The sequence below is a fragment of the Sphingomonas panacis genome, from assembly GCF_001717955.1.
GTDB lineage: Bacteria > Pseudomonadota > Alphaproteobacteria > Sphingomonadales > Sphingomonadaceae > Sphingomonas > Sphingomonas panacis.
The window spans coordinates 1,900,921-1,914,540 of sequence record NZ_CP014168.1 but is presented as its reverse complement, the minus strand read 5'-3'; the positions used below and the strand labels follow the sequence as shown (position 1 = coordinate 1,914,540).

The window sequence follows — 13,620 nt, the reverse complement described above, 5'->3', positions numbered from 1 at the left end:
GACACGAGACTTGACGATACCAGGTCGTCGCCCCGAGTCGCCGGTTTGAGCGACCGCATGGTTCTGGTATAAGCCCCTCATGGCAACGCAGATCGAATACCCGCTGCTGACCGCTGAGGAGTTCCTCGACATCGACTTTGGCGAGCGCAAGGCCGAGCTCGACAATGGCGTGATACGGATGATGGCCGGGGGAACGGCCCGGCATGCTCATGTGCAAGGCAATATCTATGCAGCTTTGAGATCACGGCTGCGCGGCTCGGGATGCACGCCATACAATTCCGACATGGCCGCCAAGACCCGCGATTACTCGGTCCGGTATCCGGATGTTACGGTGTATTGCGGGCGCGGCGGCGAAGCGAACGCCGATAAAAAGGCATTCGACGATCCCTGCATCATTTTCGAAGTTCTGTCGGCCGGCACCGCACGCACCGATCTCACGGTCAAACTCGAAGAGTATAAAGCGGTGCAGAGCGTCGACACCATCGTCTTTGTCGATATCGCCAGCGAACGACTCCGCGTCATTCAGCGCACTGGCCCCAGCGGCTGGACGGATATCGCCTATCGGGAGCCGACCGACCTGGTCCTTCCGGCGGTCGGCGCCGAACTGACGCACGTCGAAATTTTTGAAGACGCCTGATTCGATTGGCGGATCGCCCGCCCCGCGCTAAGCGCCGCCGCGATGGTTTTGTTTCCGCCTGCCACCTGCCCGCGCCTGATCGTCAAGATCGGCTCGGCGCTGCTCGTCGATCCCGACGGCGGCGTGCGGCGCGCGTGGCTGGCGGGGATCGCCGCCGATATCGCCGAGCGCGCGCGGGCGGGCCAGCAGGTTGCGGTGGTGTCTTCCGGCGCGATCGCGCTTGGCGCGCGGCGGCTCGGGTTGCCCAAGGGCGGCCGTGCGAGCCTCGAGGATGCGCAGGCCGCCGCCGCGACCGGACAGATTGCGCTTAGCCAGGTCTGGGCGGAGACGCTCGGCGCAGAGGGGCTGACCGCCGCGCAAATCCTCGTCACGCTCGACGATCTCGAGGATCGGCGCCGCTATCTCAACGCCGCCGCAACGCTCGACCGGCTGCTGGGACTGGGCGTCGTGCCGGTGCTCAACGAGAATGACAGCGTCGCGACCGCGGAAATCCGCTTTGGCGACAACGACCGGCTGGCGGCGCGGGTGGCGCAGGCGGCGGGCGCGCAGGGCGTGGTGCTGCTCTCGGATATCGATGGGCTGTACGATCGCAATCCGGCGCTGCCGGGCGCGGTGCATATCGGCCGTGTCGAACGGATCGATGGTACGATCGAGGCGATGGCGGATCGCGGTTCGGCATCGGGCATGGGATCGGGCGGAATGGTCTCGAAAATCGCCGCCGCGCGCATCGCCAACGCGGCGGGCGCCAACCTCGCCATCGCGAGCGGGCGGATCGAGCGGCCGCTGTCGACGGCCGCGCGGCATACCGTGTTCGTCGCGGAGAAATCCGCGCCCGCGCGCAAGGCGTGGCTGGCGGGCGGGCTGACCACGCGCGGCACCATCCATGTCGACGCCGGCGCGGCCAAGGCGCTGCGCGGCGGCGCGAGCCTGCTGGCGGCCGGCGCGACTCGGGTCGAGGGCGATTTCCGGCGTGGCGATCTTGTCGCGATCTGCGCCGACGACGGCCGCACGCTCGCACGCGGGCTGGCGGAATATGACGTGACGGAAGCAGGCCTGATTACAGGACGGCGCAGCGGCGATCTCGCCGGTATTCTCGGCTATGCGCCGCGCGCCGCGCTGGTGCATCGCAACCATATGGCATTGTTGTGAGCAGCACGCTCGCCATCACCGGCGGCACCGGCTTCGTCGGCAAGCGGTTGATCGAGCAGGCGCTCGGCGCGGGCTATCGCGTGCGCGCGCTCACCCGGCGGACGCAAGCCCCACGCGAGGGGCTTACGTGGGTGGCGGGGGCGCTCGACGATAGGCGCGCGCTCGCCGATCTCGTGGCGGGCGCGGACGTCGTCATCCACGTCGCCGGCGTCGTCAACGCGCCCGACCGCGCGGCTTTTGCCGCCGGCAACATCGCGGGCACGCAGGCGATGGTCGATGCCGCCCGCGCCGCCGGGGTGCGCCGCTTCATCCACGTCTCGTCGCTTGCGGCGCGCGAGCCGCAGCTTTCCAACTACGGCTGGTCCAAGCACGGTGCCGAAGCGGTGGTCGCAGCGTCGGGGCTAGACTGGACGATGGTGCGCCCGACCGCCGTGTTCGGCCCCGGCGATACGGACTTGCTCGACATGTTCCGCGTGGCGAAGTTCGGCCTCGCGTTGCTGCCGCCGCCGGGCAAGCTCGCGGTGATCCACGTCGATGATCTCGCGGCGCTGCTGCTCGCGCTGGTGGCGAGCAATCCCGGCCGCGTCATCCTCGAAGCCGATGACGGCACACCCGGCGGCTGGACGCATCGCGCTTTCGCGCGTGCGATCGGCACGGCGGTCGGCCGGCGCGTGCTGGCGCTCGATCTGCCACGTCCGGTGATGCTGGCGGCGGCGCGGATCGACCGGCTGCTGCGCGGCGCGGGCGCCAAGCTGACGGCCGACCGAGTCGGCTATTTCTGCCATCCCGACTGGACGATCGACCCGGCGCGCGCGCCCGATCCGGCTTTGTGGCACGCGCGGATTCCAACACCAGACGGACTTGCCGCGACGGCGGCATGGTATCGCGAACACAGCCTGCTATAGAATCGTCCGAATGCCGCCGCATTTGCTTGGCAACGTTCGTGCGGCCCCACTCCCGAAGGATATCCATGAGCGACCGCGCCACCGTCTTCGAAACCGTTACCCGCCAGATCGAACCCTTCAACAAGAAGGGCGTCGCACTGACCGAGGCGACCACTTTTCAGGGCGACCTCGAATGGGACAGCCTGACGGTGATGGATTTCGTCGCTGCGATCGAGGACGAGTTCGACATCATCATCACCATGAACATGCAGGCCGAGATCGAGACGATCGGCCAACTCGTCGATGCCGTGATGAGCCTCAAGGCCTGATCCCAACCTCCGTTCGCGCGCGACTTCGCTCGCCACGAACGGTCTAGGAACGAATGACATGACCGAAGCCGCTGCCACCGCCGACGCCCTGCCCGCCTTCCCCGCCGAGGTGCCGCCGGAACGCGATCTGTTCTCCAAGTTCGACGCCCTGATCGCCGAGCGCGAGGCGCTGATGGCGACGGGCGTGCGCGATCCGTTCGCGATCGTGATGGACGAGGTGAAGTCCCCTACCCTCGCAATCATCAAGGGCAAGGAGACGATCCTGCTCGGCACCTACAATTACATGGGCATGACGTTCGACGCCGATGTGATCGCCGCCGGCAAGGATGCGCTCGACCGGTTCGGATCGGGCACCACCGGCAGCCGCGTGCTCAACGGCACCTACTCGCCGCACAAGGACTGCGAAGACGCGCTGAAGGAGTTCTACGGCACCGAACATGCGATGGTGTTCTCGACCGGATACCAGGCCAATCTCGGGATGATCTCGACGCTGGCCGGCAAGGGCGAATATATCATCCTCGACGCCGACAGCCATGCCTCGATCTACGACGGCTGCGCGCTCGGCAATGCCGAGATCGTGCGCTTCCGCCACAATTCGGTCGAGGATCTCGACAAGCGGCTTGGCCGGTTGCCGAAAGAGCCGGGCAAGCTCGTCGTGCTCGAAGGCGTCTATTCGATGCTCGGCGATATCGCGCCGCTGCCCGAGATGGTCGCGGTCGCCAAGAAGCACGGCTGCATGGTGCTGGTCGACGAGGCGCATGGCATGGGCTTCTTTGGGCCGAACGGACGCGGCGTATACGAGGAACAGGGCGTCGAGGATCAGGTCGATTTCGTGGTCGGCACCTTCTCCAAGTCGGTCGGCACGGTGGGCGGGTTCTGCGTGTCGAACCATCCCAAGTTCGACGTGATGCGGCTGGTGTGCCGCCCCTATGTGTTCACCGCCTCGCTGCCGCCGTCGGTGGTGGCGACCGCCGCGACCTCGATCCGCAAGTTGATGCACGCGGGCGAGAAGCGCGCGCATCTTTGGGCCAATTCGAAACGGCTTCACGGCGGCCTCAAGGAGATGGGCTACACGCTCGGCACCGCCACGCCGCAATCGGCGATCATCGCGGTGATCCTCAAGGACCAGACTCAGGCGGTGGCGCTGTGGCAGTCGCTGCTGGAGGGCGGCCTGTACGTCAACATGGCGCGCCCGCCCGCGACGCCGGCCGGCACGTACCTGCTGCGCTGCTCGCTCTGCGCCGAACATAGCGCCGAGCAGGTCGAGACGATCCTCGCGATGTTCAAGGCGTCGGGTCAGGCCGTAGGCGCGATCGATTAAGGGGGAGTCCCGGCTTTCCCCGAGTCGCACAGCATAGTAACGTCAACACGATGAGCGGGACCGAGGGCGACGCGATAGCGGAACCGGGGGCTGAGCACACCCACGGCGCGGCATGGCGCACTATCATGCTGGTCGTGATGGCGCTGCTCGGCCTGTCGGTGCTCGTCGGGCTGATTTTCACCTTGTCCGGCGCCAATCGCCAACGCGACGAGGCGCAGCAGCGCGAGCGGCACAGCTACGAGGTGATGATCCTCGCGCGCACGCTTGCGGGCACGATCGCCGATGCCGAGGCCGCGCTCGGCCGCTACGTCATCAGCGGCGACCGGGCACTTGGCGGGCGATATGCGGAACGATGGCAGGTCGCCGGCGCGCAGATCGCCAAACTGCGGCGCGACACCGCCGACAACCCCGAACAAGCTGGCCCGATCGCGCAACTCGCCGATGCGTATGACGCGCGCGGCGCCGAGCTCGACCTGATCGCGCTGAGCACGCGCTACAAGAAAAACACCCAGGCGCTCGGCCTGTACTATCGCGCCGGCACCTCCCCCAGACTTGCGCGGATCACGGCGCTGCTGAACGAAATTTCGCGCCGCGAGCATGTGCTGCTCGACCAGCGCACCACCAGCGCGATGGCGGCGGTGGCGCATTCGAACGATGTCGCCAAGGTGCTGACGGTGTTCGGGCTGTTCATTGTGATCGGCTCCATCGTGCTCGGCTGGGTAATGGTGCAGGCGCTCGGGTTCGAAGCGATCGCGCAGGCGGAAACCGCCGCCGAACGCGAGCGCGCCGAAGACCTCCAAGCCGCCGTCGCCGCCGCGACCGCCGAGCTGCGCACGCAGGAGGCGCAGCTCCGCCAAATCCAGAAGATGGAGGCGATCGGTCAGCTCACCGGCGGCATCGCGCACGATTTCAACAATATGCTCGCGGTGGTGCTCGGCGGACTCGAACTGGCGCGGCGGCAGATCGCGCTCGACCCCGCCGCCGCCAGCCGCCACATCGACAGCGCGACGGAGGGCGCGAAACGCGCCGCCGAACTGACGAGGCGGCTGCTCGCCTTCTCGCGCGAGGATGCGCTGCATACCGAACCGGTCGAGCCGGGCGCGCTGGTCGCGGGCATGTCCGACCTGCTCGATCGCACGCTCGGCGACGCCGTGACCGTAACGGTGCGCGATGCGGGCAGCGGCTGGCACACGCGGATCGACAAGCACCAGCTCGAAAACGTCATCCTCAATCTCGCGGTCAACGCGCGCGACGCGATGGACGGGCGCGGCCAGCTCACCATCACCACGGCGGGCACGGCTTTGTCGCACGGCGCGGTCGGCGCGTGCCCGGCGGGCGAATATGTCAGCATCGCGGTTTCCGACACCGGCAGCGGTATGACCCCCGAGGTGATGGAGCGCGTGTTCGAGCCGTTCTTCACCACCAAGCCGGTCGGCAAGGGCACCGGACTCGGGCTGAGCCAGGTGTTCAGCTTCGTGCGGCAGGCCGAGGGCGAGGTCGCGCTACGCTCGGCGCCGGGCGAAGGCACCACCGTGACGTTGTATTTGCCGCGCCACACCGGCGACACCGCGCCGGTCGCAACGCCGCTTTCCCTTTCCGCCGACGTGGCGCCAGCCGCGCTCGACATCCTCGTCGTCGAGGACGATCCGCGCGTGCTCGCCGCGACGATGGGGGCGCTGGAGGAACTCGGCCACCGCGCGGTCGCGTGCGGCGATCCGCTCGCCGCGCCTGCGCTGCTCGCCGCCAATCAGGCGACGACGCTGGTGATTTCCGACGTGCTGATGCCGGGCCAGACCGGGCCGGAGATGGTCGCCGGGCTGCTGCTGCGCCGGCCCGACGTGGCGGTGCTGTTCGTCACCGGGTTTGCGGGGGAGGCCTGCGAGGCCGAATTCGGTGGCCATGTCGTGCTGCGCAAACCGTTCACGATCGCCGGGCTGGAAGCCGCGATCCACGAAGCGGTCGCCACGCGCGGCGTCACCGAGGGCCACATCGCCGCCGAGTGATTTCGTAGCTGACGTGCGCCGCATAGGCCGATATAGCCCGGCGCTTCGGTCTCCCCTCCACGCACTCCCAGCACAAGGCCGCCAACGCCAGCCCATGAAGTCCATCGACCGTTACATGGCCCGGCTAATCGCGGTGCCGCTGTTCTCGACACTGGTCATCTCGGCGATGCTGCTGGTGCTCGACCGGATGCTGCGCCTGTTCGATTTCGTCGCGACCGAGGGCGGGCCGATCAGCGTGGTGTGGCGGATGCTCGCCAACCTGCTGCCCGAATATCTCGGCCTCGGCATTCCGATCGGGCTGCTGCTCGGCGTGCTGCTCGCTTTCCGACGGCTCGCCACCTCGTCCGAGCTCGACGTGATGCGTGCGGTCGGGATGAGCTATCCGCGGCTGCTGTACGTGCCGTTCCTGTATGCGGCGGCGCTTGCGGCGGTGAATTTCGCGATCGTGGGCTTCATCCAGCCCGATGCGCGCTATTCCTACGAGAAGTTGCGCTTCGAACTGCGCACCGGCGCGCTCGGCGCGTCGATCAAGGTCGGCGAGTTCACCCACTTCCCCAATGGCGGCACGGTGCGGATCGAGCATAGCCGTGACAACGGCCGCAAGCTCTCGGGCATCTTCGTGCAATATGCCGACAAGAAGGGCGATTGGTACGCCGTGACCGCGCAAAGCGGCCAGTTCCTCGCCACCGACAACCCCGACGAGATCATCTTCCGGCTGACCAAGGGGACGCTCGTCAACAAGGCGCCCAATTTCGCGACGCCGCGCGTGCTGACCTTCACCTCGCACGATCTGCCGATCGCGCTGCCGAAATACGAGAGTTTCCGCAATCAGGGCAGCAGCAACCTCGAACGCACTTTGCCGCAGCTCGCGCGGCTCGGGCGTGACGCGAAGGCGGACCAGGAGACACGCAACGGCAGCCGCGCGACGTTCCATTTCCGCATCGTCGAGGTCTGCACGATGTTCCTGCTGCCGCTGCTCGGCCTCGCGCTCGGCGTTCCGCCGAAGCGCTCCTCCTCGGCGATTGGCGTGTTTCTCGGCATCATCATGATCGTGGCGTACCATAAGGTGAACGAATACGGCATGGCGGTCGGCGGACTGGGCAAGATCGACCCGATCATCGCCTTGTGGGTGCCGTTCGCGGTGTTCGCCAGCCTCGTGCTATGGATGTTCTACACGATCGCGTTCGTGCCGGGCGGCCAGCCGATCAGCGCGCTGGAACGTGGCGCGTCCAAGGCGGCCAAGGCGATCGGCCGGCTGCTGCCGCGCCGCGGCCGGGAGGTGCGGACGTGACCGCGATGTTCCCGTCGCGCACCGTCGCGCTCTACATGGCGAAGATGTTCCTGGTACGCACCTTCGCGATTCTCGGCGTGCTGGTGCTGGTGCTGCAATCGCTCGATCTGCTCACCGAATCGGGCAAGATCCTCGCCTATGCCGGCAACGGCGACACGCAGATCTGGCATTACATCGGCCTGCGCGTGCCGCAGATCATCTCGACCTTCCTGCCGTATTCGGTACTGCTCGGCGCGATCATAACGCTGACCACGCTCAACCAGAACAGCGAAGTCATCGCGCTCAAGGCGTCGGGGCTGTCGGCGCACCAGATCCTCGCCCCGCTGATCGTCGCGAGCTTCGGCGTCGCGCTGCTGTCGTTCAGCTTCAACGACCGCATCGTCGCGCGCGCCACGGCGACGCTGGACCAGTGGCAGAAGGTCAATTACGGCCCGCTGCCGATCGACCGGGGTGACCGATCGAACGTGTGGGTGCGCGACGGCGACGATCTCATCCAGGTCGACCAGATCAAGGGGCGCGGCAACGCCGCGATCCTCGGCGGCGTGACCTTGTTCGACCGCGAAGGCGGCTCGCTCGCGACGATCACCAAGGCGCTGCACGGCAAGCGCGAGGGCGACGGCTGGCGGATCTGGCCCGCGACTCGCTTCGATCTCGCCGCCGACAAGGTGACGCCGCTCGGATCGGTCGTGATCGGCCACGGGGTACGGCCCGACCAGTTCTCGCTGTCGAGCGTCGATGCCGACGGGCTTTCGTTCGGCGATCTTCAATCCGCGATCGCCGACCTTACCGCCGCCGGACGACCGACCGCATCGCTGGAAGGTACGCTCTGGCACAAGCTATCCGGCCCGATGTCGGCGATGCTGATGCCGCTGCTCGGCGCGGTCGCGGCGTTCGGCATCGCCCGATCGGGCAAGCTGTTCGTGCGCGCGGTGATCGGCATGGGGCTCGGCTTCCTGTACTTCGTCGCCGACAATTTCGCGCTGGCGATGGGCAATCTCGGGGCCTACCCGCCGTTTCTGGCGGCCTGGGGCGCGTTCCTGCTGTTTCTGATGATCGGCGAAACCGTGCTGATCCGCACCGAGGAGTAAAGTCATGTTGCTGATCGTCGGCACGATCCGCTTCCCCGCCGAAAACGTCGCCGCCGCGCGCGGCGCGATCGAAGCGTTGGTGACGGCCACCCGCGCCGAAGACGGATGCTTCGAATATCGCTTCGCCGAGGATGTGCTCGAACCCGGCCTGATCCACATCACCGAGCGCTGGCGCGACCGTGCCGCGCTCGACGCGCATTTCCAGACACCGCATATCGCGGCGTGGCGCGCCGCCGGAACAACGCTCGGCGTCAGCGATCGGGCGCTGATGCTTTATACGGTGGACGACGGGGAAACGCTCTGATCGCTGTTGGGCGTACCTAGGCCAAGATCACCAGCAGCAGCACGGGCGGGCCGGGCGTTCGGCCACGCGGGCGAACGCTTGATCGTTCAGCGGCCGCCGGTCGTGCTGCGGACCAGCCGCGCAACCAGCGGGGCGAGGCCGGGATGGTTCGCATCGTGATACGGCGACTCGGTGCCCAGCGCGGCGACGAGCCGGCGATGCGCCTCGCCCAGCGCATGATACGGCACGCTCGGCACGAGATGGTGAAGCGCATGATAGCGCAGGCCCACGGGCGCCCACAGGAACGGCAGGTAACTCGGCGGCGGCACGTTGACGCTGTCAAGATATTGCGCGGTGACACTCATCGCTTCGCCGTCATTCTCCCACAGATGCGCGACCAGCGTGCGGATCTGATTGAGCAGAGTCGAGACGGCGTAGATGCCGAGGAAGATCGCGAAGGCGCGTAGCGGGATCACACCGCCAGCCACCAGCGCGACCAATGCGATCGCCCAGACACTGGTCGCAGCCTCCAACCACAGCCAGCGGGTGCGCAATTCGCCCTCTGGCGCGCGGCGGCGGAAGGCCGGGTTGATCGCCAGCGACGAGGCCCGCTCGACCAGCCAGGTCCGCAAGCGCGGAATCACCAGCGACAGTGGCACCACCACCGCATAGCGCAGCACAAGAGCGACCGGCGCCAACAGCGCCGTCAGCACGAACAGCGGCAGCGTCCACGGCTTCATCAGCGCGAGCGGCAGATATTCGGGGTCTTCGACCGTACCGTAACGGGTGCGGGTGTGGTGGATGGTGTGGACGCCTTCGTACATGAACGATGGCACCATCATCGGCACGCCGAACAGCAGATTCCAGCCCAGGCGGAAGCCGGGCACCGCGCTCGGCTTCATATGCGTGATCTCGTGGATGAAGCTGCCCGCGCGGTACAACGCGAGCGCGGCGACGGCACCGGCGAGGATCGCCCAGGGCGACACCCACAGCGTCGCCACCGCCAGCGCGACATAGCCGACCACAGCCGACGTGAGGAAATCCACCCAGTAGACCGCCGGGTTCGGCGCGTGGAGGTCGCGCGTCAGCTCGGCGGCGGCGCGCAGCATCGCCTTGTCATCGACCTTCCGGTCGATGGGCGCGCGGGCTGCGGCGTCGGTCTGATCGGCTGCGCTGCGCCGGGCAAAGGTCATGCTCGTCATATGGCTATCCATTGCCCGAATATAGTGGCGGCATGGTGGCAGGAACAGGAGGGCAAATCGTCCAAGCCTGCCGGCGATCCCGATCGCTCGCGCTCCGACAGCACGACACCGACGGTAACGGCTTGACGCGCCGCGCGCGCTGCGGCTTGTGCGCTCCGCGCGACGGGAATGCGCGATGCTCTAGCGAGAGGCTTATCCACCGTGGCGACCCAAGATTTCACCATCCGGCCGATCGAGAGCAAGGCGGACCGCAAGAAGTTCGTCGACCTGCCGTTCCGGCTCTACGCCGACGATCCGAACTGGGTACCGCCGCTGAAAGGCGAAGCGCTCGGATTGATCACCCCCGAGAAGAACGGCTGGTTCAGCCACGCCAAGGCGCAGCTCTTTCTTGCCGAGCGTCGCGGTACGGTCGTCGGACGCGTTTCCGCGCATATCGACACGCTCGCGCTGGAGATGCCGAGCGATCAGGGCTTCGGCCCCGGCTGTGGGCAGTTCGGCCTGCTCGAAGCCGAGGATGGCGCGGTCGCCGCCGCGCTTATCAAAACAGCCGAGGACTGGCTGCGCGAGCAGGGCATGAACCGCGTGCTCGGCCCGATCAGCATGTCGGTCTGGGAAGAGCCTGGCCTGCTGATCCAGGGTTACGATCATCCGCCGACGATCATGATGGGCCATGCCAAGCCCGAATATCGCGGCTGGATCGAAGGTGCCGGCTATCACCCGGTCAAGCAATTGCTGACCTACGAGCTCGATATCCGCAAGGAATTCCCGCCGCTCGTGCAGCGGATCATCAAATCGGGCGAGAAGAACCCGCGCATCGTCGTGCGCGAGGTCAACAAGAAGAAGTTCGACGAGGAAGCTGCGATCATCCTCGCCATCCTCAACGATGCATGGTCGGACAATTGGGGCTTCGTTCCGCTCACCCCGCCCGAGATCAAGGATGTCGGCGTGAAGTTGAAGCCGATCGTGTTCAACGACCTGATCCGCATCGCCGAACTCGACGGCAAGCCCGTCGCCTTCATGATCACTTTGCCCGATCTCAACGAGGCGATCACGCCGTTCAAGGGCAATCTGTTCCCGTTCAACGTCTTCAAATTGCTGTGGTGGCTGCGCAAGCCCAAGGTGACGACGATGCGTGTGCCGCTGATGGGCGTGGTCAAGGAGTTGCAGGCCTCGCGCATGGCGAGCCAGTTGGCCTTTATGATGATCGAATACATTCGTCGTACCTCGGTCGCCAATTACGGCTCGACGCGGAGCGAGATCGGCTGGATTCTGGACGACAATCAGGGGATGCGGTCGATCGCGACAACGATCAACTGCGAGATCAACAAGGTCTATCAGGTCTACGAAAAAGCGCTTTGAGCCGGCCAGACGCGGCGCGCGGACAGTGCCGCGCGCCGCAGCGACCCCGACCGGGTTCAGTTCTTCGCGAGCGGATCGGTTCCGGTCAGCTCGATCCAGTCTTTGCGCGTGTGGCATTCCTTGCGCGGGATGTGCGAGCCGATGATCGTGTCGATCACGCAATAGCGGGTCTCGCGCTTGGCCGTCGAGGCAATGGGCGCGGTGCTGGCTTCGATGCGCGCGCCTTCGGGCGCGCCGGTCGGCGCGGCGATCGAGGGCGTGGCGAGGAGCGCGGACGAAGCGGCGGCGGCGAACAGGATGGTCTTGAACATGGCGTAATCTCCGATGGCTGGCGGCTCATTGCGCCGCGCCAAGGGTATTGCATCCGCCGTGCCAGTTTACTTTAGTTCGTTAACTCAATGTCTTATGAAAATTCCATCTAGCCGCATGCGGCATACAGAACCAACACACCGTATGACGGGCCAATCTTTGGCAAAATATCCCGATCAAAAAAGCCGGGAAATTCCGAGATAGAGTTCGGCATCCGGCGTATCGTGATTGAGCCCGGCGATGCCACCGATATCGAGCTGCACCGTCTTGCCGACCATCCAGGCCAGCGACAGCGCGCCGAACGCCTGCGTGGTCTTTTGCTCGGGATCGTCGTCGCGCAGCACTTGCCCTTCGACGGTGGCGGTCAGCGTCTTGGTCAGCTCGACACCGAGGCCGAGCGTGCCACTCGTGGCGAAATGGCGGCCATGCCCGTCCTTGTCGACAGCAGCCTCGATTTCGGGGGTGATCTGCAGCTTGAGCGTCTGGTTCAGTTCGTAGGAGACGGGCGCTGTCATCCCCGCACCCCAATCGCCGAAACCCACGGGCATGCGGCCGACCGGCACAGTCACGAACGGGCGCACGGCGGCGGACAGGCCCTTGCCGTCCGGGTTCTGGAGATTGATCTTCGCGCCCAGCGTCACGTCGCCGGCGCGGCCTCTGGTCTCGACGGCGCCGCTGGCCGTGTCGCGGACATGGCCGTAGGGTGTCCAGCCGATCTGGGCCTCGATCGTGTTGGTCAGCCCCACGCGCACCAGAGTGTCGCCGATCAGCACCGTGTCCGTGCGGCCGTCCCGGTCCTTTTCGAGCGTCCAGTCGGCGAGCGCGGTTTCCACCGAGACGTGGCCGGGCGCGATCGTGCAGGCGGGGCGGCCGAGATCAGGTCGCGAGGGACAAAATTCGCGCTCTTCCGCGAACGCGGGCGTGGCGGCGAGCAGCGCCGCCAGAAGCAGAATGTTGCGCATGATGTCCCCTTTTCATGCGCAACCCCGGACTGTCGGTTCCGTTCCTTAGCGGACGCGCGGGCCGCCGAAGGGGAGCGGCGGCGGCGGACGGCGATCGCGGCGCGGGAGCTGCGCCTGATAGGCGTGTCCGCAATGTGCGACGCAATACGGGAAGCCGGGGTTCACCTTCTCGCCGCAGAAGTGGAAATCGGGCTCGCCGGGGTGACCGAGCGGCCATTTGCAGATGCGGTCGCTGAGATCGAGCAGCGTCGTCTTGCCGGCCATGTCGGCCGAAGGCTTGGCGGGCACGAGGCGGCGCGGCGGCGCGGGCGTGATCGGCGCCTGCTGTTCGCCGGGCGACTGGCGGAGGAAGCCGCCGGGGCCGACCGAGCGCAGGATCGGCTGTGGCGGCGCTACCGGTGCGGGCGCAGCGGCTGGCGCGTCCGAAATTTCAGCATCCTCGTCCTCATCGGCTTCGAAAGCCGGGGCAGCGGGCGCTGCGGCAACGACTTCGACCGGCTTGAACACCTCGGGCGCCGCTGCGACCACCGGCTTGGGCGCGGCGGGCTCGACGACAGGCTTGGCGACGACCTCGGCGGTGACCTCGTTGGGCTTTACCGGCGACGGGCGTGATTGCAGGCCGAGTCGATGCGCCTTGCCGATCACCGCGTTGCGGCTGACCTGCCCGAGTGCCTCGGCGATCTGGCTGGCGGTCTGGCCGTCTTCCCACATCTTCTTGAGCGTATCGATCCGTTCGTCGGTCCAGGCCATGAAATCTATCTTCCCTACGTGCCGGGTTGCGGGCAGTGGCGGCAGCGACTAAC

At 66.7% G+C, this 13,620-nt stretch carries 14 protein-coding genes; 10 read left to right on the top strand and 4 right to left on the bottom strand.

Annotated features, from left to right (window positions below; translation table 11 throughout):
• The first annotated feature begins 79 nt into the window (after nucleotides 1–79).
• The 9 genes from J0A91_RS08695 to J0A91_RS08655 all read left to right on the top strand — a co-directional run bounded on the left by J0A91_RS08695 (nucleotide 80) and on the right by J0A91_RS08655 (nucleotide 9,006).
• Nucleotides 80–637 (top strand): Uma2 family endonuclease, encoded by a 558-nt coding sequence (locus tag J0A91_RS08695; RefSeq protein WP_069204583.1) that lies wholly within the window; start codon nucleotides 80–82, stop codon nucleotides 635–637.
• 42 nt (nucleotides 638–679) lie between these two features.
• A complete protein-coding gene (gene proB / locus J0A91_RS08690; RefSeq protein ID WP_069204582.1) occupies nucleotides 680–1,786 on the top strand; it encodes a glutamate 5-kinase in 1,107 nt (368 codons plus the stop codon).
• A complete protein-coding gene (locus tag J0A91_RS08685) occupies nucleotides 1,783–2,691 on the top strand; it encodes an NAD(P)H-binding protein (protein WP_069204581.1) in 909 nt (302 codons plus the stop codon). Before proB ends, J0A91_RS08685 begins: the two co-directional genes overlap by 4 nt.
• A 65-nt stretch (nucleotides 2,692–2,756) precedes the next feature.
• A complete protein-coding gene (locus J0A91_RS08680; protein ID WP_069204580.1) occupies nucleotides 2,757–2,999 on the top strand; it encodes an acyl carrier protein in 243 nt (80 codons plus the stop codon).
• Between the two features lie 58 nt (nucleotides 3,000–3,057).
• Nucleotides 3,058–4,320: a serine palmitoyltransferase gene (gene spt, locus J0A91_RS08675; protein WP_083224575.1), complete on the top strand. Its 1,263-nt coding sequence runs from the start codon at nucleotides 3,058–3,060 to the stop codon at nucleotides 4,318–4,320.
• 50 nt (nucleotides 4,321–4,370) lie between these two features.
• Nucleotides 4,371–6,323 (top strand): ATP-binding protein, encoded by a 1,953-nt coding sequence (locus J0A91_RS08670; protein ID WP_069204579.1) that lies wholly within the window; start codon nucleotides 4,371–4,373, stop codon nucleotides 6,321–6,323.
• 115 nt (nucleotides 6,324–6,438) lie between these two features.
• Nucleotides 6,439–7,614: an LPS export ABC transporter permease LptF gene (gene lptF / locus J0A91_RS08665; protein ID WP_069204578.1), complete on the top strand. Its 1,176-nt coding sequence runs from the start codon at nucleotides 6,439–6,441 to the stop codon at nucleotides 7,612–7,614.
• Between the two features lie 5 nt (nucleotides 7,615–7,619).
• On the top strand, nucleotides 7,620–8,702 hold the full coding sequence (gene lptG / locus J0A91_RS08660; protein ID WP_069207168.1) for an LPS export ABC transporter permease LptG: 1,083 nt from the start codon (nucleotides 7,620–7,622) through the stop codon (nucleotides 8,700–8,702).
• Between the two features lie 4 nt (nucleotides 8,703–8,706).
• Nucleotides 8,707–9,006 carry a putative quinol monooxygenase gene (locus tag J0A91_RS08655; protein WP_069204577.1) on the top strand — a complete coding sequence of 100 codons (300 nt, stop codon included), beginning with the start codon at nucleotides 8,707–8,709 and terminating at the stop codon, nucleotides 9,004–9,006.
• An 86-nt stretch (nucleotides 9,007–9,092) separates the two neighbouring features.
• On the opposite strand, the gene J0A91_RS08650 is transcribed toward J0A91_RS08655, so the two are convergent.
• Complete coding sequence (locus J0A91_RS08650) at nucleotides 9,093–10,187, bottom strand: fatty acid desaturase family protein (protein WP_083224574.1); 1,095 nt, start codon at nucleotides 10,185–10,187, stop codon at nucleotides 9,093–9,095.
• Between the two features lie 168 nt (nucleotides 10,188–10,355).
• Between J0A91_RS08650 and J0A91_RS08645 the strand changes: the two genes are divergently transcribed.
• On the top strand, nucleotides 10,356–11,546 hold the full coding sequence (locus tag J0A91_RS08645) for a hypothetical protein (RefSeq protein ID WP_069204575.1): 1,191 nt from the start codon (nucleotides 10,356–10,358) through the stop codon (nucleotides 11,544–11,546).
• Between the two features lie 56 nt (nucleotides 11,547–11,602).
• Here J0A91_RS08645 and J0A91_RS08640 read toward each other — a convergent pair whose 3' ends face one another.
• The 3 genes from J0A91_RS08640 to J0A91_RS08630 form a co-directional block, all read right to left on the bottom strand.
• Nucleotides 11,603–11,857: a hypothetical protein gene (locus tag J0A91_RS08640; protein WP_069204574.1), complete on the bottom strand. Its 255-nt coding sequence runs from the start codon at nucleotides 11,855–11,857 to the stop codon at nucleotides 11,603–11,605.
• Between the two features lie 174 nt (nucleotides 11,858–12,031).
• A complete protein-coding gene (locus J0A91_RS08635; RefSeq protein ID WP_069204573.1) occupies nucleotides 12,032–12,817 on the bottom strand; it encodes a transporter in 786 nt (261 codons plus the stop codon).
• A 45-nt stretch (nucleotides 12,818–12,862) separates the two neighbouring features.
• On the bottom strand, nucleotides 12,863–13,567 hold the full coding sequence (locus tag J0A91_RS08630; protein ID WP_069204572.1) for a GcrA family cell cycle regulator: 705 nt from the start codon (nucleotides 13,565–13,567) through the stop codon (nucleotides 12,863–12,865).
• Nucleotides 13,568–13,620 lie beyond the last annotated feature (53 nt).

Excerpts from the sequence above, each read along its gene's own strand:
- J0A91_RS08655 (WP_069204577.1), top strand. The coding sequence starts at position 8,707 with ATGTTGCTGATCGTCGGCACGATCCGCTTCCCCGCCGAAAACGTCGCC.
- J0A91_RS08695 (WP_069204583.1), top strand. The coding sequence starts at position 80 with ATGGCAACGCAGATCGAATACCCGCTGCTGACCGCTGAGGAGTTCCTC.
- J0A91_RS08640 (WP_069204574.1), bottom strand. The coding sequence starts at position 11,857 with ATGTTCAAGACCATCCTGTTCGCCGCCGCCGCTTCGTCCGCGCTCCTC.
- lptF (WP_069204578.1), top strand. The coding sequence starts at position 6,439 with ATGGCCCGGCTAATCGCGGTGCCGCTGTTCTCGACACTGGTCATCTCG.
- proB (WP_069204582.1), top strand. The coding sequence starts at position 680 with ATGGTTTTGTTTCCGCCTGCCACCTGCCCGCGCCTGATCGTCAAGATC.
- J0A91_RS08650 (WP_083224574.1), bottom strand. The coding sequence starts at position 10,187 with ATGACGAGCATGACCTTTGCCCGGCGCAGCGCAGCCGATCAGACCGAC.
- J0A91_RS08630 (WP_069204572.1), bottom strand. The coding sequence starts at position 13,567 with ATGGCCTGGACCGACGAACGGATCGATACGCTCAAGAAGATGTGGGAA.
- lptG (WP_069207168.1), top strand. The coding sequence starts at position 7,620 with ATGTTCCCGTCGCGCACCGTCGCGCTCTACATGGCGAAGATGTTCCTG.
- spt (WP_083224575.1), top strand. The coding sequence starts at position 3,058 with ATGACCGAAGCCGCTGCCACCGCCGACGCCCTGCCCGCCTTCCCCGCC.
- J0A91_RS08645 (WP_069204575.1), top strand. The coding sequence starts at position 10,356 with ATGCGCGATGCTCTAGCGAGAGGCTTATCCACCGTGGCGACCCAAGAT.
- J0A91_RS08670 (WP_069204579.1), top strand. The coding sequence starts at position 4,371 with ATGAGCGGGACCGAGGGCGACGCGATAGCGGAACCGGGGGCTGAGCAC.
- J0A91_RS08680 (WP_069204580.1), top strand. The coding sequence starts at position 2,757 with ATGAGCGACCGCGCCACCGTCTTCGAAACCGTTACCCGCCAGATCGAA.
- J0A91_RS08635 (WP_069204573.1), bottom strand. The coding sequence starts at position 12,817 with ATGCGCAACATTCTGCTTCTGGCGGCGCTGCTCGCCGCCACGCCCGCG.